We start from the raw sequence: 18,949 nt of genomic DNA, 5'->3' as shown, positions 1-18,949 counted from the left end.
TTCAGGCGGCGAGTGCGACTTGCAGGTGGTTCGGCAGCGGCTCCTCGGCGAGCCGTTCGGTCTTGGCCCAGGCCTGCCGGCCGGTGGCCTGCCGGCCGATGGCGCGGTAGGTGGCGACCAGACCGAGGAGCAGGAAGATCGGGTACGCGGCCGCGGCGATCAGCAGCCGGCGCAGGGTCTCGTCGCGCAGCCGGTAGCGGTGCACCAGCGCCCAGACGAAGCCGGGGAAGAACGTGACGGCGAACCATGTCGCGCCGCTTCCGCCGAGCGCCCCCCAGCTGTGCAGGTAGGGCACCGGGTGGCCGATCAGCAGGCCCACCGTGGCGATCGTGACCGCGCCGAGCAGCACGACGGTGACCACCGCGTTGATCCACGGGGAGATCAGGTAGTGCATGACCTCGAGCAGCGAGGTGGTGCTGATCCGCTTCGAGTTCATCAGCCGGCGCAGGTACCGGACGCACTGGATGTTGCCCTGGGCCCAGCGGGTGCGCTGGCGGGTGAGCCGGCGCAGGTCGACGACGGCCTGCTGGGTGACCGAGGCGCGGGGGGTGTAGCGGATGCCGACCCCGTCGAGGTGCATCCGCAGGCCCAGTTCGAGGTCCTCGACCAGGCACGCGGACCAGGGCGCGTCGCCCAGGGCGAGCAGCGCGGACAGCCGGGTGAACTGCCCGTTGCCGCCGAGGCCGACGGTGTCGATGGTGTCCCGCAGGCTCTGGCAGGCGTTGACGATCGCGCCGAACTCCAGGTCCTGCACCGCGCCTAGCAGCTTGTTGCGGTTGCGGATGCGGACCTGCACCTGCACGGCGCCGATCGTCGTGTCCCGCATCATCCGCGACACCTCGAGCAGGATGTTGCGGCTGCCCTGCCCGTCACCGTCGATGATGCCGATGACGACCTTCTCGGGGTCGACGCCTTCCTCGGCGGTGCGTTCGGCGATGTAGCGGTACGCGGCGTTGAGAGCCTCACCCTTGCCCTTGCGGGCCTCCGGCAGCTCCCGCCGGAGCACCCGCAGCCGCGGGTGGTCGATGGCGGCGAGGACCTCGGGGGTGCGGTCGTCGGAGCCGTCGTCCACCACGAGCACCCGGGCCAGCGTGCCGCCGGGTCCGCTGAGGCCGAGGGCGGCGTTGACGGTGTTGCCGACGACGACCTCTTCGTTGAGCGCCGGCACGATGATCCAGAAGTGCTGCGGGGTGCCGTCGCCGTGGGCCAGCGAGCGGCTGACGGTGGTGGTGCGGTGCGACGCGGCGTAGCGCACCGCGAAGCTCACCAGGGCGAGCGTGGAGACCGGCCAGGCCAGCATGATCGCGTATCCGACGATCACCAGGTACCAGCTGTCCGCTGCCGTCATCACTCGCCTCCCTTCGTCGCTGTCCGTGTTGTCGGCCGATGTTTCAGGGCCGCGCTCTTGGACGTATCAGGACATTAGGACGCTACCCAGCGTGACACAAGGGCGGCGACCGGACCGCCGGGCCTAACTGACCTTTTGGCCCATGACAGACATCCCAGACACGCTGAATCATCGCGAAGGCCCCGAAAAGCCGCGTCACCCCGCGTGAGGACACCGACTGACAAAGCGGGATGGGAGGGGTGTCGCAGCGAAGATCCGGTTACGTACAGTGCTGCCGAGCGTTTCGCCGGAGCGTGTCGCCCAGGGAGGCCATCGGATCACGCTCAGTGAGGAACCGTCGGTCTTCCGACTGAAGAGACACCGCGAACTGGTCGGTTCGGGGACAACACACGTTGACGGCTCCTGCGATCATCGACATCACCGCAGGAACACGGGCCGCCCACCTTTCCGGGCGGCCGATCGCGGTCGGCACACGGGGAAACGGGGCGTAGGCATGGGCGGGTTCTTCGAGGCTGCACTCAGCTTCCCCGCCGTCATCCTGACCCCGCTCCTGGTCGTCGTCATCGGCTACTGGCTCGTCGTCATCGTCGGCGGCGCGGACCCCGACGGCGACGGCGGCGACACCGGCGGTGGCTTCCTCGGCTTCCTCGGCTTCGGCGGAGTGCCCGCCTCGGTGGTGCTCTCGCTGCTCGTCGCGGTCGCCTGGTTCGCCGCGCTGGCCGGCGGCGAGCTGCTCGGCGCGATCCCGGCCGGACTGGTCCTGGCCGGCGCCCTCGTGGTCGCGTGGGTGGTGGCCCGCCTGGCCGTGCTGCTGCTGCGGCGATTCCTGCCGTCCGGCGCCGAACCGTCGCGGGCCGACTTCGTCGGGATGACCTGCATCGTGCGCACCGGGCGGGTCACCACCACCTTCGGCCAGGCGGAGGTGCACTCACCCGACGGCTCGTCGGCGGTGGTGCAGGTCCGTCAGGCCGGCAACGACGATCTCCGGGCCGGCACGGTCGCCGTGCTCTACGACTTCGACGCGGACGGCGAGTTCTTCTGGATCGTCCCCGCAGACGTAGCTCTCTAGTCAGCCCCTCGGCAAGAAGGATCAATGATGGACGTGATTTCCACCGGTCTCGGTGTGCTCATCGCCGTCGTGCTGCTCATCGTGCTCGGCGTCGTCTTCTTCCTCAGCCGCATGTTCCGCAAGGTGGAGCAGGGCAAGGCGCTCATCGTGTCGAAGGTGCGCCGGGTCGACGTCACCTTCACCGGCGCGGTCGTGCTGCCCGTGCTGCACAAGGCCGAGACGATGGACATCTCGGTGAAGACCATCGAGATCTCCCGGACCGGCCGGGAGGGCCTGATCTGCCGGGACAACATCCGGGCGGACATCCGGATCACGTTCTTCGTCCGGGTCAACAAGACCACCGAGGACGTCATCAAGGTCGCCCAGGCGATCGGCACCACCCGGGCCAGCAGCGAGCAGACGCTGCAGGAGCTGTTCAACGCCAAGTTCTCCGAGGCGCTCAAGACGGTCGGCAAGCAGCTGGACTTCGTCGACCTCTACACCAAGCGCAACGAGTTCCGGGACCAGATCATCGAGGTGATCGGCACCGACCTCAACGGCTACAGCCTCGAGGACGCGGCCATCGACTTCCTCGAGCAGACCCCGATGCACTCGCTCGACCCGAAGAACATCCTCGACGCCCAGGGCATCCGGAAGATCACCGAGCTGACCGCGATCGAGGCGGTCCGCACCAACGACTTCCGGCGCAACGAGGAGAAGGAGATCACCCGGCAGAACGTGGACGCCCGGGAGGCGATCCTCGAGCTGGAGCGCCGGCAGGCGGACGCGGAGATCAAGCAGAACCGGGAGATCGAGACCATCCGGGCCCGCGAGACGGCGGAGATCCAGCTCGCCCAGGCCGAGGAGCGGCTCCGCGCCGAGGGCGCCCACCTGCGCACCGAGCAGCAGCTCGGCGTGCAGAAGCAGAACAAGGACCGGGAGATCGCGGTCGCCGAGAAGAACCGCGAGCGGGTCATCGCCATCGAGACCGAGCGCATCGAGAAGGACCGGATGCTCGAGGTCATCGGCCGCGAACGCGAGACCGAGCTGTCCACGATCTCCAAGGACAAGGAGGTCGAGGGCGAGAAGCGGGCCATCGCCGAGGTGATCCGCGAGCGCATCGCGGTGGAGAAGACGGTCGCCGAGCAGGAGGAGAACATCAAGCGCCTGCGCGTCGTCGAGGAAGCCGAGCGCACCCGCCAGGCCGTGATCATCAACGCCGAGGCCGAGGCCCAGGAGGCGCTGGTCAAGGACATCAAGGCGGCCGAGGCGGCCGAGACCGCGGCCCGGTTCAAGGCCCGCGAGGAGCTGCTGCTGGCCGAGGCCCGTCAGCAGACCGCCGAGCTGGACGCCCGGGCCAAGATCCGGCTGGCCGAGGGCACGCAGGCCGAGGCGGCCGCCGCCGGGCTGGCCGACGTGCAGGTGCGCGAGCGCAACGCCGAGGTCATCGAGAAGACCGGCCGGGCCAACGCCGAGGTCACCGAGCTCACCGGCCGCGCCGAGGCCATCGTCGAGCGGGAGAAGGCGCTGGTCGCCGCCGAGGCGATCCGCGAGAAGCTGAAGGGCGAGGCCGAGGGCCTGACCGAGAAGGCCGCCGCGATGGGCGCGCTGGACGACGCCACCCGCGAGCACGAGGAATACCGGCTGCGCCTGGAGATGGAGAAGGAGATCCGGCTCGCCGGCATCAACGTGCACAAGGAGATCGCCGAGTCGCAGGCGATGGTCGTGGCAGCCGGCCTGGAAAAGGCGAACATCGACATCGTCGGCGGCGACTCGGTCTTCTTCGACAAGCTGCTCGGCTCGATCACGATGGGCAAGAGCCTGGACGGCTTCGTCGAGCACTCGAATGTGGCACAGGGCCTCGGCTCGCGTTACCTCGACGGTTCGGCCAGCATCACCGACGACCTGAGCCGGCTGCTCGGCTCGGTCTCCACCGGTGACGTGGCCAACCTGACGCTGGCCGCCTTCCTCACCCAGCAGATCAAGAACGGTGGCGAGGACTCGGGCAAGCTGCGTGAGCTGCTCGCCGCGGCCAAGAAGCTGGGCGTCGCCGACACCAGGGTCTCGTCCCTGACCGCGACCCCGGCCAACGGCACGGTGGTGGCCCAGCAGTGACGACCGCGCCCGTGAGTGCCGCGGCCACCGAGGCCGCGGCACTGGATGCCGGCACCTACGAGGTGCTGCGCGCCCGGCTCAGTGGCCAGGCCAAGGAGCTGGCCACGCGGGCCGAGGCGCTCAACGCCCGCCGGGTGGAGACGTTCGGCGGGCAGCAGATGCGGCTGCTCGGCACCGAGCGCATCCGTACGGCCAACAACTGCGTGCCCCGGGACGTCGTGCAGGTCGGCGGCGCGATGCTGTTCGGCTACAACGTGTTCATCGGGCTCAAGACCGAGACGTCGATCGACGACGTCTTCTCGGTGCACGGCTTCAGCCGCGACGGCGAGGCGTTCCGCTTCGACCCGGGCACCAAGCTGGCCGGCCTGCTCGACGACCCGGTCTTCCAGCGCGACTTCGCCGAGCTCTACCGGTACTACCGCGAGACCCACCTGCTGCAGCTGCGCCGGCTGGAGGGCCTGCTGCTGGCGGTCTTCCAGACCGGGGCGCGAGCGGACGACCTGAAGGTGCTGCGCTGGAAGGTCGGCGTCGACGGCTCGGTGGCGTACGTGGACAACCGCGGCGAACGCGACCACGTCTTCCCGCCGTCGCACGACTTCGAGTGGACGCCGACCACCCGCGAGCAGCACGTCCTGGGCCGGCACCCGCACGTGTCCATCGAGGACGAGGTCTTCGTGGAGACGGTCGGCGGCACCCTGACCGTCAAGGTGGAGAACAACACCGAGGACGGCGAGGGCATCTTCTCCGAGCCGGTCGACGAGCCGCTGCAGAGCCTGGCCGACGCGGAGATCGCGTACGCCCGGATCGGGCCGTTGATCCTGCTGCGGGTGCTGCCGTACAAGGAGACCACCCAGCGCTACCTGATCTTCAACACCCGTACCCGGGACGTGCGGCGCCTGGACGGGATCGGCCAGGCCTGCCAGCGGCTGCCCGAGGACCAGGGCATCATCTTCCCGGGCGGCTACTACCTGGCCACCGGACTGGCCAAGACGTTCGACGCGGACGTCACCGACCTGGAGTTCGAGCGGGTGGTCCGCTCGGTCAACGGCGAGGACGTGCTCTACGTCTTCCACGCGCGGGCCTCGGGGCGGTATCTGCTGCTGCCGTACAACGTGATCCGCAAGGAGGTCGCCACCCCGATCACCTGCCACGGGTATTCGCTGTTCGACGACGGCACGCTCATCGCGTTCCGGCACGTCACCGACGAGCCGACCCGGGTGCACCCGATGCAGGTGTGGCAGACGCCGTACGTCTCGGACACGTACGCCGCGGCGCAGCCGGTCGGCACCGGGCCGCTGGACCGGGTGGGCAACGCCGACCTGGTGCGCGGCATCGCCGACACCCTGTCGGTGGCCCGGATGGTCGACGAGATGACCCCCTCCGGCGCGGTCTTCGAGGCCATCATCGCCGCGTGCGGCCGGCTCTTCGACCACTACCACTGGCTCGGCGAGCGCGAGCTGGGCGACCTGCGCACCCCGCTGTCGGAGGTCCGCGCCACCGCCGAGCAGGTCCTCGACGAGTACGAGTCGGTCCAGGAGCTGACCACCCAGGCCGCCACCGCGGTCGAGGAGGCCGCCGCCGCGACCACCTCGCTGATCCGCCGGGCCCGGGGTGAGGTGCCCACCACGACGGACGCCTGGATCCGGCAGCTCGCGTCGCTGCGCCAGGCCCAGGGCCGGATCGTGACCCTGCGCGAGCTGCGCTACGTCGACCTGGCCCGGCTCGACTCCCTCGAGCACGACCTGGCCGCCGAGGTGGATTCCACCGCCCGCCGCGCGGTCGAGTTCCTCCAGCGCGCGGACGCCTTTGCCGGCTACCAGCAGTCGGTCGAGCAGCTCGTCACCGACGCCGCCGGGATCGCCACCGTGGCCGAGGCCGCACCCGTCGGCGAGCGGCTCACCGAGCAGGCCGACGGCCTCCAGGTCGTCACCGAGGTGGTCGGCGGCCTGGACATCGCCGATGCCACCGTGCGGGTGGCCATCCTGGAACGCATCGGCGAGGTGCTCGGCGGCGTCAACCGGGCCCGCGCCACTCTGGACGCCCGCCGGCGCGAGCTGGCCGCGGTCGAGGGCCGGGCCGCGTTCGCGGCGGAGTTCACCCTGCTGGGCCAGTCGGTCACGGCCGGGCTGGCCGCCGCGGACACCCCGGAACGCAGCGACGAGCAGGTCGCCAAGCTGATGCTCCAGGTGGAGGCGCTGGAGTCGCGGTTCGGCGACTTCGACGACTTCGTGGACCAGCTCAGCGCCAAGCGCTCCGAGGTCTACGAGGCGTTCGCCGCCCGCCGGCAGTCGCTGCTCGACGACCGGGCGCGGCGCGCCGACCGGCTGGTCGACTCCGCCCAGCGCACCCTGGCCAGCGTGCAGCGCCGGGTCGCCGCGCTGGGCACCCTCGACGAGGTCAACACTTACTTCGCCACCGATCCGATGGTCGGCAAGCTGCGCTCGGTCGCGGGCGAGCTGCGTACCCTCGGCGACACCGTCCGGGCCGAGGAGCTGGACGGGCGGGTCAAGGCCGCCCGGCAGGAGGCCGGCCGGGCCCTGCGGGACCGCCTCGACCTGTACGGCGCGGACGGCAACACCATCCGCCTGGGCCGGCACACGTTCGCGGTGAACACCCAGGCCATCGACCTGACGCTGGTGCCCGACGGCGACGAGCTGGCGTTCGCCGTCACCGGCACGGACTACCGGGCGCCGGTCCGGGACGCCTCCTTCGTGGCCACCCGGGCGTTCTGGAACCAGACGGTGGTCTCGGAGACCACCGCGGTCTACCGCAGTGAGCACCTCGCCGCCGCTCTGCTCGCCGCCGATCCCGCGGGCGTCACCGCGGCCGCCGCCGACGGCACCCTGCTGACCGTCGTGCGCCGGGCCGCCGAGGCCCGCTACGACGAGGGCTACGAGCGCGGTGTCCACGACGCCGACGCGGCCCTGATCCTGGAGACGCTGGTCCGGCTGCACGCCGCGGCCGGCCTGCTGCGTTTCCCCGGCCCGGTACGCGCAGCTGCTCAGCTTCTCTGGGCGTTCGGGGAGGGCGACAAGGCAAACTGGGCGCGGCGGGCGTCCTCGCTGGTCCGCGCCCGGGACATGTTCGGCTCGGCCGGTTCCGCCCTGCCCGAGCTGTGCGCCGAGCTCAGCGCGGAGCCGCTGGTCGGCGAGTATCTCGTGGAGGAGCTGGCGAGCACCCCGGCCGGGTTCGTCACCAGCGCCGGGGCACGCACCCTGGTCGAACGCTTCCACCGGGCGCTGGGCAGCGGTCCGGCGACGGCACCCCGCGACTACGCGGACGACCTGCGGGCGCTCGCGGATGATCTCGCGGCGCGGCAGCAGCTCGTCACCACCTGGCTGACCGCTTTCCTGGCCGCGCAGCCGGACGCCGGGTCGGCCGACGACCTCGCCGAGGCGGTGGCGCTGGAACTGACCGGGACCGCGCTGACCCGGTACGACTCCGCGGCGGCGCTGACCGAGACCGTCGGCGGGCTGCTCGGCAACCACCCCCGGATCATCGACGGCAAGATCACTTTGCGGCTCGACGAGGTGCTGACCCGCACCCGCGAATTCCGGGCCACGGCGGTGCCGGCGTACCGGGCGTACCAGAAGCAGCGGACCGCCCTGGCCGCCGCCGAACGCGACCGCCTGCGCCTCGACGAGTTCAAGCCCGGCGTGATGACCGCCTTCGTGCGCAACCGGCTGCTCGACGAGGTCTACCTGCCGCTGATCGGCGACAACCTGGCCCGCCAGCTCGGCGCGGCCGGCGACGCCAAACGCACCGACCAGTCCGGCCTGCTGCTGCTCATCTCCCCGCCCGGCTACGGCAAGACGACCCTGATGGAATACGTGGCCAACCGCCTCGGTCTGGTCTTCGTCAAGGTCAACGGGCCGGCCCTGGGCCACGACGTCACCTCGCTGGACCCGGCCGAGGCCCCGAACGCGACGGCCCGCCAGGAGGTCGAAAAGATCTCCTTCGCGTTGGAGATGGGCAACAACGTCCTGCTCTACCTGGACGACATCCAGCACACCTCACCGGAACTGCTGCAGAAGTTCATCTCGCTCTGTGACGCGCAGCGCCGGATGGAAGGCGTCTGGGAAGGAAAGACCCGCACGTACGACATGCGGGGCAAGCGGTTCGCGGTGTGCATGGCCGGTAACCCGTACACGGAGAGCGGGCAGCGCTTCCGGATCCCGGACATGCTGGCCAACCGGGCCGACGTGTGGAACCTCGGCGACGTCCTGGCCGGCCGCGACGACGTCTTCGAGATGTCGTACCTGGAGAACGCCCTGACCTCGAACCAGGTGCTGGCGCCGCTGTCCAGCCGCGACCGCGCGGACCTGCCCCTGCTGGTCCGGCTGGCCGAAGGCGACGACTCGGTACGGCCCGACCGGCTCAGTTACGCGTACTCGGCGACCGAGCTCGAACAGGTGCTGTCGGTGCTGCGCAAGATGCGCCGGGTGCAACGGGTGGTGCTGCGCAACAACCAGGCGTACATCGCCTCGGCCGGACAGTCCGACGCGGCGCGCACCGAGCCGCCGTTCAAGCTGCAGGGCTCGTACCGCAACATGAACAAGCTGGCCGAACGGATCGTCCCGGTGATGAACGAGGTCGAGCTGGAGCTGGTGATCGACGACCACTACCGCGGCGAGGCGCAGACACTGACGACCGGCGCCGAGGCGAACTTGCTGAAGCTGGCCGAGCTGCGGGGGCGGCTGACCGCCGAGCAGGAGAAGCGGTGGGCCGAGGTGAAGGAGGCCTTCCTGCGCGAGCAGGCGCTGGGCGGCGACGGGGACGACCCGATGAGCCGCGCGGTGGGCGCGGTGGGCCTGCTGGCCGACCGCGTCGGCGGCGTCGAGAAAGCCATCGGCCGCCTGGCGGAGCCGAGCTGAGGCGCGGGGCGTCAGTCCTGGGAGCGGAGCAGGGTCGGGTTGTCGCGGAGCAGGGCGGCCAGCCGCTTCGCCGCGATCTCCGTCTCCTCGGGCTCGACCCGCAGCGGGATCGGCTCCGGGAGTGGCGTCGGCATACCGCGCTGCTGGTCCTGCTGGCCGGCCAGACGCTGGGCCGCGCTCGGCTCCTCCGGGGCCCGGTGCTGCTCGGCGTGGATGCGCCGGGTCGTCTGCAGCGGCACCTCCGGCGGTGGCGTCGCAGCGAACGGGTGCGGCTGGAACTGCTCCGCGCGGTGGGGCGCCGGCTCCGCGTACCGGTCCTGGTCGATCGGCTCCTGATAGTGCAGGCGGCGGGTCTCCTGGCCGTTCTCCGCGGGCTGCTCGAAGCGGTAGCCCTGCGGCGGGGTGTACGCCTCCGGCTCGTCCAGGTCGATGTCGAAGTCGGCGTGCCGGGGTGATGTCGGGGCGGCCTCGGCCACCCGGTCGGCGACCGTGTTGTCCGCGCTGACCTGCACGATGCCGTCCTCGACCGCGAAGTGCAGCAGCACCGGGTCGCCCGCGCCCTCGACGCCGACGGTCACGCCGAGTTCGGGGTTGCGGCCGACGACAGCGGCGATCGCCTCGACCAGCTCCGTCACCGCCGGCGGGGTGCCGTTGGCCTCCGCCGCGGCACGGCGGCGCAGCTCGTCCCGGCGCGCCAGCTTGTCGAGCGCGTCGTCCAGTCCGCCTCGCACGTCACCGTCCTCCCGTCACCTGCAGTCGCCCGTAATACTGTGCCCGTTCCGGGGGCGGTTTGGGAACCGGCTACGAAGCGACCCGGCGCACAGTGAGCCCCGCCACCTTACGACCGCATCTTCATGGCCTTGTCGAGAGCCTGGTCCAGGACCACCAGCAGAGCATCCCGCACCGACCCCCGGAAACGGGCATCGAACTGGACGATCGGCACGTCATCGCGGACGGCGAGGGCCCAGCGGACCTCGTCCAGGTTGTAGCCGAGCTGCCCGTTGAAGGTGTTGACGCCGACCACGAACGGCAGCCCGGCCCGCTCGAAATAGTCCACCGCGGGATAACAGTCATCGATCCGGGTCGTATCGACCACGACGAGCGCGCCCAGGGCGCCGCGGACGAGGTCGTCCCACATGAACGCGAAGCGGGTCTGGCCCGGCGTGCCGAAAAGATACAGCTTCAGCGTCTGGTCGATGGTCACACAGCCGAAGTCCATGGCGATGGTCGTGGTGGTCTTGCCGGACGCCTGGCCCGGGTCGTCCACGCCGACCCCCTCCATGGTCATCTCCGCCTCGGTGGTCAGCGGCGAGATCTCGGAGATGGCCCCCACGGTGGTCGTCTTGCCCACGCCGAAGCCGCCGGCCACGATGATTTTGACCGGCACCGGGGGTGCGGTCCGCTGGGGCCCGTTGGGCACCCGTGCCGTGCCGACGACGCGGCGGTCAGGATATGGATCGAAGTCCACGGATCACTCGCATGATGGTCTCGGGGTCGGGGAAGTCGTTCTCCAACACGTGAACGTCAAGGTGTCCGGCGGCCCTCAGGTCGCCGACGAGAATCCGGGTGACGCCGAGGTGCATCCGGAGCCGGGCGGAGATCTCCGCTACCGACAGCGGCTCGCCGCAGAGGTGCACGATCGCCCGCTGCTCGGGCGACAGACGCGCGGACAGCGCGCCCGGGTGCGAGCTGACCTGGGTCTCCAGCCCGATGTTGGGGTCGAGCCCGTCGACGCGTCCGGAGGTGAGGACGAACGGACGCAGCGACGTGGTCTGCTCGCCGGGTGGGGGCCCGGAAGGGGACGCCGACGGCGGTGCCGGTTGGTACCGCGCGCCGGTGCCCGTGTTGCGCAGATACGGCCGGACACCTGGCGCCGCCGGGTGTTCCGGGTCGTCGGGGTCGGCCGGGTGTCTCATTGCTGGACGGCGTTTTTCAATTCAGCGATGAGCCGCGGGCTGAGTGCGCCGCCGGCCCGGGTGGCGAACAACGTCATCTCGTACGCCAGCGTGCCCAGGTTGGCGGTGCGGTCCGCGATGACGCCCAGCACCGAGCCGGCGCTGATCGCGGTGACCAGCAGGTAGCCGTCGGCCATGTCGATGATGACCCGGTTGAGGCTGCCCAGCGCGTACCAGCTCGCGGCGCCGCCGGCCAGGCTGGTCAGGCCGGACACGACCGCCGCGAGGCGCTCGGCGTTGGGCCGGTCCTTGATCGCGGACATGGCCATCAGCAGGCCGTCGGACGAGACGGCGATCGCTTCGACGACTCCCGCGGTGCCGGACGTGAACGAGTCCAGCAGCCAGTTGAAGGTCTTCGCCTCGGCACTGAGCTGGGATTGCGCGTAGTCGCGACCGTTGCCGGTTTCGGTGGAGTAGGGGGAAGTCATCGCGGTTGTCCCTCTGGTTGTGGCTGGGTTTCGTTCAGTGCGCGAGCGACGCCGTACTCGAACTGTTCCATCTGTGCGCGCGCGGCGTCCGGGTCGAGCGGCTGGGCCGGCGAGGCGGCCGGCACCGGGTTCATCGGCGGGTCACCCACCGGCAGCGTCGCGCCCGGCACCCGGCGGCTCAGCGGCGGGTGGCCGGCGGCCGGCGGGGAGGACATGTCCTGCTCGATGACGTCCCACTGGGCGCGGGAGACGCCGGCCTCGAAGGCCTCGAACGCCTCGCGGGCCGCGAGGGCGTCGTCCGAGGTCGGCGGGGTGACCGGCAGCTTCGGCCCGGACTCCACCGGCAGCTGGTTGCCGGGCACGCGGCGGCGCAGCGGGGTGACGGGGGCGCCGTTGCGCGCCTCCGGGCTCGTGCGCTGCTGCGGCACCGGGGGTACGGGCTGAGCCGGCTGCTCGAACCTGTTCGGCTCGGGGCGGTGGTACGACTCCGCCTCGGTGCGCTGGCGCGGGAGCTGGATCGCGTCGGACGGCGCCGACATGACGATCGGTCCCTCCACGACCTCCGGCTCGGCGTACCGGCCGGCCGACGGCAGTTCCGGGGCGGTCGCGGGGAAGCGGCCGGCCACCGGCGTGCCGGCGTCGTAACCACCCGGCACCTCGTACGCCGGCTGGTGGGCCTGCTGCTCGGCGTAGCCGATAGGGGCCGCCTCCAGCGCCGGGGCACCGGCGCGGACCGGGGCGAAGGCGTTCCAGGAGCGGCCCGCCTCCAGCGTCTTGGTCGCGCGGTGCAGCACGTTCGGGTCGAACGGCTGGGCGCTGCCCGGCACCGACCGGCCCGACGTGCCCGCGATCAGCGGCGCGAACTCGGTGTGGTGGCTGGGCACGGTGGCCTGGATCGGCTGCATCGGCGGCATGGCCTCGCGGGGAGCCACGAGGTGGGCCGGGCCGAGGTCGACCCACGCGGTGACGCCGCCCTCGGGCGTGTCGGTGAGGGTGACCTCGATGCCGTGCCGCCGGGCGAGGCGGCCGACCACGAACAGGCCGAGCACCTCACTGGGCGCCAGGTCGAGCCGCTCACGGCGGGTCAGCCGGGCGTTCTCCTCGGCGAGGCGCTCCGCCGCCAGGCCCAGGCCGTGGTCGACGATCGCCAGGCGGGCACCGCCGCGCAGCTCCGCCGCGGTGACGGTGACCCGGGTGTGCGGGGGCGAGAACGACGTCGCGTTCTCCATCAGCTCGGCGAGCAGCAGGGTCAGGTCGGCCAGTACGGCCGGCACGACCACGATCTCCTCCGGCACCTCGACGTCCACGCGGGTGTAGTCCTCGATCTCACCGAGGGCGAGCCGCACGACGTCGGACAGGGACAGCGGGGCCATGTGGTCGTTCGCGCCGACGGCACCGGAGAGCACGACCAGGCTGCTCGCGTTCCGGCGGAGGCGGCTGGACATGTGGTCGAGCCGGTACAGCTCGCGCAGGCGGTCGCTGTCGGTCTCCCGGCGTTCCAGGTTGTCGATCAGGGCGAGCTGGCGGCCGACCAGGTTCTGGGTACGGCGACCGACGTGACCGAACATCTGGGCGACGTTGCGACGGCCCAGCACCTGCCGTTCCACCAGCCGGGCGGCGGTGTTCTGCACCCGGTCGAAGGCCCGGGCCAGGTCACCGATCTCGTCCTGGGCCTGCACGTCGACGGCGTCGAGCCGGATCGGCCGGGCCACTTCGGCGTCGTCGTCGGCGACCCGCTCGAGCTCGGCCTCGGCGGCGCGGGCGATGCGCTCGGCGGAGCCGGTCAGGCGGCGCAGCGGCCGGGCGACCGCGCGGGCCATCAGCAGCGACAGCGCGATGACGATGAGCAGCAGGAGCACCGCGCCACCGCCGACCAGGGCGGCTGTGCGCAGGGCTTTCTCGCGGTCGTCGGCCACGGCGGCGTCCACGTCGGCGGCGATCCGCTTCTCCACGAAGCCGCCGAGCACGATGACGGACAGCAGCGACGGGTACAGCGTGTCGGGCTTGAGCAGCTTGACCGCCGAGGCGGGGTCGGTGGCCGCGCGGGCGAAGAACTGGTCACCCACGCGGGCCGAGAACGCCTGCTGGGCCCCCGTGTACAGCTTGTACTGGTCGGGCGTGAAGTACGCCTGCGCGCCACCGATGATGAACTGCAGCTGCAGCAGGGTGGACGAGAACAGGTTGGTCAGTCCGGCGTTCTGGGTCGCCACGGCCGCGGTCAGCTGGCTGGACGCCTGGCTGATCAGGTCGTCACTGCGCAGCGCCTGGTCCAGCGCGAACACCTGGCGGCCGGTGGCGGTCGTGAGGTCGGCCGCGCGCTGCAGGTCGAGCCCGTCCAGGATCGGGGTGATCACCGCGGTGAACTCGGCCGAGATCTGGTCCGGGCGGATGGTCCGGTTCAGGATGTTGGCCCGGGTGCCCTCGAGCCGCTTGATCGCGTCCACGGCCCGGGTGAGCTGCGGGGTGAGCGGCTGGTCGAGACGCTTGAGGGCGAGGATGCGGTCGGTCGACTCGGCGCTCTGCACCACCAGCTGTGGCTGGCCGACCAGGCCGAACAGGAAGCCGACCGAGAGCAGGCGCTCCTCGGACAGCTCCTGGACGGCCGAGCCGACCCGGGTGGCGAGCAGAACCGTGTCGGCGGTGTCCTGGGCCTTGCCGGCCACGTCGATGCGGTTGGCGACGATCGGCAGTGCGAGCAGGACGACCCCGAGGAGCGGGACCAGGACCAGCAACGTCAGCTTGCCGAGGATGCGGAGCTTACCGAAGAGCACCGGATCGCTCCCGCCGTGTGGGGTTGACCTCGCCGTACGCCGGTGCGCGGTGCCCGGCTTCGGTGCGGTCGGTCTCCGGTCCGGTCGGGCCCACGTTCAGGTCGCGGGGACCCGCTTCGGGGGCTGCCGGGAAGAGCCGCTGGCCCCTGCCGGTGAGCGGCACCATCATGGCCGCGGCGACCAGCAGGACGGCGGCGGCGGCCGAGGCCAGCGCCACGATCATGTCGTTGTCGAGGCTGTCCAGCCGGTCGTCGAGCAGGGCGGTCATCTCCCGGGTCACGATGCCGGAGAGGTTGGCCAGCGAGGTCTGCAGCTGGCTCTGCGCGGTCGCCATGGTGGCCGCGTTCGGGGCGCCGCCCGGGTTGGCGCCGCGGGTCAGCGACTCCACCCCGCGCCGGAACGAGTCCAGCCCGTTGACCAGGTTGCCGCTCAGCGAGACGCTGCTGGTGTCGTCGACCGCGGCCTGCAGGTTGTCGGTGAGCTCGTTGACCGAGGAGTCCACGGCCTGCACGGCCGCGCCGAACTGGGGAGCGATCTGCGCGCGGGCCTTGTCGTCGGCCCGGGCGACCAGCTGGCTGAGGTCTCCCATCCGGCTGACCTGCACGACGGATTCCGGCAGGTCGACCGCGACGGCCTCCTGCAGGTGCGAGATGTCGTTGTCCGGGTCCCGGGCCAGCTCGGCGTTGTCCCGCACGGTGTCGTAGAGCTCCAGGGTGAGGTCGGTGACCTCGACGTGCGCCTGGAACACCGCGACCGGGCCGCCGGTGACCTTGCCGAGCTGGTCGATCTTCTGCTTGAGGCCGGTCCAGCGGTCCCGGGTGCTCAGCTCGTCACCCAGGCGCTGGTCCACCGCCGCGACGCCGTTGACCGCGGCGCTCAGCGAGCCGGGGGCGGCCGTGACGCCGGCCAGGGCCGAGGACTGCGCCTCGGCGAGTGAGCTCACCAGGGGAGCGAGGGCGGAGATGTACTCCACGCCCTGCTTCTCCAGCCGCGTGTCGTCGCGCTTGTCGGAGATGGTGCCCCACACGCTGGCGAACAGGATCGCCGCCGGGACAAGAATCAAGACCGTCAAAACAGCCGCGAGCGCTGAGCGCGTACGGGTTCGCCGGTTGTCCACCGAGACTGACATTGCCAATTCCTCCGCCATGCATCCGCGATAGACCGTTTGGCGGCTACCCTCCGTAGCCAAGCGGGCGCACCGATCCGGGTCAATCTATCCGAGAAATAATCATGCGACCCCTTTCCAAGGGTCAGAGTTGGCTCGGCTGATCGGGGGATACGCCTCGGGGGCGCGGTGGTTGTACCGCAGGGCGGAAACTGGCCTCTGCCAGCACCGGGACGGATAGAAAACAATGCTCGGGGGTTGCCGTTCGCAGCGCGGCGAACGAACTTCGTAGGCTCGTTCGGCGCTTGCTGGGTAGCAAGGAAAGCGTTCCACAATGGAAGCCGGTGGCACCGTCCCGCATTGTCTCCGTTCGGTAACGAACACCTTACGTAGCGCTAAAATGACACGCAGAGTAGTGAGACGGACACAGTGTCCGTCTCGCGATGCGGACGATTTCATGAGAAAGCCCGCCCGGCGGAAGGCCGGGCGGGCCGTTCTGGCTGGTGTGGATCAAGCGGTCAGAGGCGGGCCAGCGCCTTCCGGAGCGGATCCAGCCCCAGAGCGCCGAGATCGAGCGCCTGCCGGTGGAACACCTTGAGGTCGAAGTCGGCACCCTTCCGGGCCTTCGCGTCCTCGCGGGCCTGCAACCAGATCCGCTCGCCGACCTTGTACGACGGCGCCTGCCCCGGCCAGCCCAGGTACCGCTTCCACTCGAAGCGCAGCACCTCCTCGTTCATCCGGGTGTGCGCCCGCAGGAACTCCCAGCCCAGCTCGGGCGTCCAGCGCTCACCGGGGTGGAAGCCGAACGGGTTGTCGCGCGGGATCTCCAGCTCCAGGTGCATGCCGATGTCCACGATCACCCGGCTGGCCCGCAGCGCCTGACCGTCGAGCATGCCCAGCCGGTCGCCCGGGTCGGCCAGGTAACCGAGGTCGTCCATCAGGCGCTCGGCGTACAGGGCCCAGCCCTCGGCGTGCCCGGAGCAGAAGCAGAGCAGCCGCTGCCAGCGGTTGAGCAGCTCGGCGCGGTAGATCGTCTGGCCGATCTGGAGGTGATGACCCGGCACGCCCTCGTGGTAGACGGTGGTCACCTCCCGCCAGGTGGAGAACTCGGTCATGCCTTCCGGCACGGCCCACCACATCCGCCCGGGCCGGCTGAAGTCCTCGCTGGGCCCGGTGTAGTAGATGCCGCCGTCGCTGGTCGGGGCCAGGCAGCACTCGATGGCCCGGACCGGCTCGGGAATGTCGAAGTGGGTGCCGTCGAGCGCCGACACCGCCTTGTCGGCCAGCGCCTGCATCCAGTCGCGGAAGGCCTCCTTGCCGGGGATGCGCCGGGCCGGATCGGCGTCCAGCACCGCCACCGCCTCGTCGACGCTCGCGCCGGGGCCGGCGATCTCCGCCGCGACCACGCGCATCTCGCGTTCCAGCCGGGCCAGCTCCTCGAAGCCCCAGGCGTACGTCTCCTCCTGGTCCACCCGCGCACCCAGGAAGTACTGCGACGCGCGGGCGTAGCGCTCCGGCCCGGCCGCCTCCTTGTCCCGGCCGTGCGGGGCGAGCTCGCTGCGCAGGAACTCCCCGAAACCGGCCGTGGCGGCGGTGGCGGCCGCGGCATTGCGCTGCAGCTCCGCCCCGAGGGTGCCGTCGGCGCCGAGCCCGTCGGCCAGCCGGTGGAAGAAGTTGTCCCGCGAGGGATCTGTCCAGGCGTCGCACTGCTCGGCGACCTCGACCATCTGCACCCGCGCGCTGACGTTGCCACGCGCGGCCTCCTCGAGCAGGGTCCGCTTGTACTGCTCCAGCGCCCGGGGGAAGCTCGCGAGCCGGGCCGAGATGTTCGCCAGCGCCTCCTCGCTCTGGGTCGGCATCAGGTCGAACACCATCCGCAGCCCGTGCAACGGACTGGAGATGACGTTGAGGTCGCTGGCTATGTCGCCGGCGTCGTAGCGGGCCAGCTCGAGACCCAGGCGCTCCTGCATCGCGTCCTTGGCCACGTGCTCGGACTCGGTCGCCGGCTCCAGCGGGTCCAGCCGGGCCAGCGTGCTCCGGGTCAGCTCGGCCTGGGCCGCGAACCCGTCCGGCGAGAGATCGTCGAGCTCGGCGTCGTGGCCGGCCACGCCGATGAAGGTCGCGCCGGTCGGGTTGAGCAGAGCCCAATCGTCGACGTAGTTGTTGGCGAGGTCATCAATCTGTCCCACGCGCCGACCCTACGGGAGCCACCGGCGCGGTGCGTCCCCTAATTACCGCCGGAGTGGCCGGCGGTCCACTCCAGCAGGCGGTCGGCCGGCCACGAATTCACCACCCGGTCCACCGGTACGCCGCACAGCGCCGCGCGCTCACAGCCGTACCGTTGCCAGTCGAGCTGGCCGGGCGCGTGCGCGTCGGTGTCGATGCTGAACAGGCAGCCCGCCTCGACCGCCACGGTCAGCATCCGCTTGGGCGGGTCGAGCCGGTCCGGCCGCGAGTTGATCTCCACCGCCTTGCCGTGCTCGACGCACGCGGCCAGCACCTTCTTGACGTCGAAGTCGCTCGGCGGGCGGGTCCGCCCGGCCCGGTGCCCCTTGTCGCCGGCGCCGGCCGCAGCCACCTTGCGGCCGGTCAGGTGGCCCAGGATGTCCAGGTGCGGGTTCTCGATCGCCGCCAGCATCCGGCGGGTCATCTTCGCCGAGTCGTCGCGCAGGTTGCTGTGCACCGAACCGACCACCACGTCCAGGCGGGCCAGCAGCTCGTCCTCCTGGTCCAGCGAGCCGTCGGCCAGGATGTCCACCTCGATGCCGGTGAGGATCCGGAAGCCGTCGGGCAGCGCGTCGTTCAGCTTGGCCACGTGGTCGAGCTGGCGCCGCAACCGCGCGGCGGTCAAACCGTTGGCCACGGTCAACCGGGGTGAGTGGTCGGTGAGGACCAGATACTCGTGGCCGAGCTCGACCGCGGCCAGGGCCATCTCCTCGATCGGCGAGCCACCGTCGGACCAGTCCGAATGGGCGTGGCAGTCCCCGCGCAACGCCTCGCGCAGCGCCGCCGCGGCGCCCTGCAGATCCGTGCCCTCGGTGGCCGCCAGCCGCCGCAGGTAGGCCGGCTCCTCGCCGTTCAGCGACTCGGCGACACACCGGGCGGTGACGTCGCCGACGCCGGACAGCTTTGACAGCGTGCCGGCGGCCACCCGCTCGGCGAGCTCAGCGGCGGGCAGGGCGGCGACCGTCGCGGCCGCGGACCGGAAGGCCTTCACCCGGTACGTCGCCTCGTTCGCCCGTTCCAGCAGGAAGGCGATACGCCGCAGGTCAGCGACTGGATCACGAGATGCCATGGCGCCAGAC

The 18,949-nt window shown here is 71.1% G+C and carries 12 protein-coding genes; 3 read left to right on the top strand and 9 right to left on the bottom strand.

All coding sequences use genetic code 11. The features are described 5' to 3' along the window. Nucleotide 1: 1 nt before the first annotated feature. Nucleotides 2-1,348: a glycosyltransferase family 2 protein gene (locus tag ACQP2Y_RS45640; RefSeq protein WP_433723037.1), complete on the bottom strand. Its 1,347-nt coding sequence runs from the start codon at nt 1,346-1,348 to the stop codon at nt 2-4. A 493-nt stretch (nt 1,349-1,841) separates the two neighbouring features. On the opposite strand from ACQP2Y_RS45640, the gene ACQP2Y_RS45635 reads away from it, so the two are divergent. From ACQP2Y_RS45635 to ACQP2Y_RS45625, 3 genes are read left to right on the top strand one after another with little or no spacing between them, the layout of a single operon-like run. Beyond that, nucleotides 1,842-2,417: a hypothetical protein gene (locus tag ACQP2Y_RS45635; RefSeq protein WP_433723035.1), complete on the top strand. Its 576-nt coding sequence runs from the start codon at nt 1,842-1,844 to the stop codon at nt 2,415-2,417. Nucleotides 2,418-2,444: 27 nt separating this feature from the next. After that, a complete protein-coding gene (locus ACQP2Y_RS45630) occupies nt 2,445-4,511 on the top strand; it encodes an SPFH domain-containing protein (protein WP_433723033.1) in 2,067 nt (688 codons plus the stop codon). Continuing rightward, the gene (locus ACQP2Y_RS45625) at nt 4,508-9,385 is read left to right on the top strand and encodes a DNA repair ATPase (RefSeq protein ID WP_433723031.1); all 4,878 of its coding nucleotides are present in this window, start codon (nt 4,508-4,510) and stop codon (nt 9,383-9,385) included. The genes ACQP2Y_RS45630 and ACQP2Y_RS45625 overlap by 4 nt, the downstream gene beginning before the upstream one ends. 11 nt (nt 9,386-9,396) lie before the next feature. On the opposite strand, the gene ACQP2Y_RS45620 is transcribed toward ACQP2Y_RS45625, so the two are convergent. The 8 genes from ACQP2Y_RS45620 to ACQP2Y_RS45585 all read right to left on the bottom strand — a co-directional run bounded on the left by ACQP2Y_RS45620 (nt 9,397) and on the right by ACQP2Y_RS45585 (nt 18,939). Further along, nucleotides 9,397-10,116 (bottom strand): hypothetical protein, encoded by a 720-nt coding sequence (locus tag ACQP2Y_RS45620; RefSeq protein ID WP_433723029.1) that lies wholly within the window; start codon nt 10,114-10,116, stop codon nt 9,397-9,399. A 107-nt stretch (nt 10,117-10,223) separates the two neighbouring features. Further along, complete coding sequence (locus ACQP2Y_RS45615) at nt 10,224-10,853, bottom strand: GTP-binding protein (RefSeq protein ID WP_360546282.1); 630 nt, start codon at nt 10,851-10,853, stop codon at nt 10,224-10,226. Continuing rightward, the gene (locus tag ACQP2Y_RS45610; protein WP_433723026.1) at nt 10,831-11,301 is read right to left on the bottom strand and encodes a DUF742 domain-containing protein; all 471 of its coding nucleotides are present in this window, start codon (nt 11,299-11,301) and stop codon (nt 10,831-10,833) included. Before ACQP2Y_RS45610 ends, ACQP2Y_RS45615 begins: the two co-directional genes overlap by 23 nt. After that, nucleotides 11,298-11,768, bottom strand: coding sequence for a roadblock/LC7 domain-containing protein (locus tag ACQP2Y_RS45605; protein WP_360546278.1), 471 nt, complete (start codon nt 11,766-11,768; stop codon nt 11,298-11,300). Before ACQP2Y_RS45605 ends, ACQP2Y_RS45610 begins: the two co-directional genes overlap by 4 nt. Beyond that, nucleotides 11,765-14,539, bottom strand: a complete 2,775-nt coding sequence (locus ACQP2Y_RS45600; RefSeq protein ID WP_433723024.1) for an ATP-binding protein — start codon at nt 14,537-14,539, stop codon at nt 11,765-11,767. Before ACQP2Y_RS45600 ends, ACQP2Y_RS45605 begins: the two co-directional genes overlap by 4 nt. Then, a complete protein-coding gene (locus ACQP2Y_RS45595) occupies nt 14,526-15,602 on the bottom strand; it encodes a hypothetical protein (protein ID WP_433723022.1) in 1,077 nt (358 codons plus the stop codon). Before ACQP2Y_RS45595 ends, ACQP2Y_RS45600 begins: the two co-directional genes overlap by 14 nt. Before the next feature lie 560 nt (nt 15,603-16,162). Further along, nucleotides 16,163-17,833 (bottom strand): DUF885 domain-containing protein, encoded by a 1,671-nt coding sequence (locus ACQP2Y_RS45590; RefSeq protein WP_433723020.1) that lies wholly within the window; start codon nt 17,831-17,833, stop codon nt 16,163-16,165. A 38-nt stretch (nt 17,834-17,871) separates the two neighbouring features. Next, a complete protein-coding gene (locus ACQP2Y_RS45585; RefSeq protein ID WP_433723018.1) occupies nt 17,872-18,939 on the bottom strand; it encodes a PHP domain-containing protein in 1,068 nt (355 codons plus the stop codon). Nucleotides 18,940-18,949: the final 10 nt, after the last annotated feature.

The sequence above is a fragment of the Actinoplanes sp. CA-051413 genome (genome assembly GCF_050955795.1).
Taxonomy (GTDB): domain Bacteria; phylum Actinomycetota; class Actinomycetes; order Mycobacteriales; family Micromonosporaceae; genus Actinoplanes.
This window is presented reverse-complemented; position numbering and strand designations above follow the sequence as displayed.

Coding starts and splice junctions, on each gene's coding strand:
- ACQP2Y_RS45640 (WP_433723037.1), bottom strand. CDS start 1,348: ATGACGGCAGCGGACAGCTGGTACCTGGTGATCGTCGGATACGCGATC.
- ACQP2Y_RS45635 (WP_433723035.1), top strand. CDS start 1,842: ATGGGCGGGTTCTTCGAGGCTGCACTCAGCTTCCCCGCCGTCATCCTG.
- ACQP2Y_RS45630 (WP_433723033.1), top strand. CDS start 2,445: ATGGACGTGATTTCCACCGGTCTCGGTGTGCTCATCGCCGTCGTGCTG.
- ACQP2Y_RS45610 (WP_433723026.1), bottom strand. CDS start 11,301: ATGAGACACCCGGCCGACCCCGACGACCCGGAACACCCGGCGGCGCCA.
- ACQP2Y_RS45605 (WP_360546278.1), bottom strand. CDS start 11,768: ATGACTTCCCCCTACTCCACCGAAACCGGCAACGGTCGCGACTACGCG.
- ACQP2Y_RS45585 (WP_433723018.1), bottom strand. CDS start 18,939: ATGGCATCTCGTGATCCAGTCGCTGACCTGCGGCGTATCGCCTTCCTG.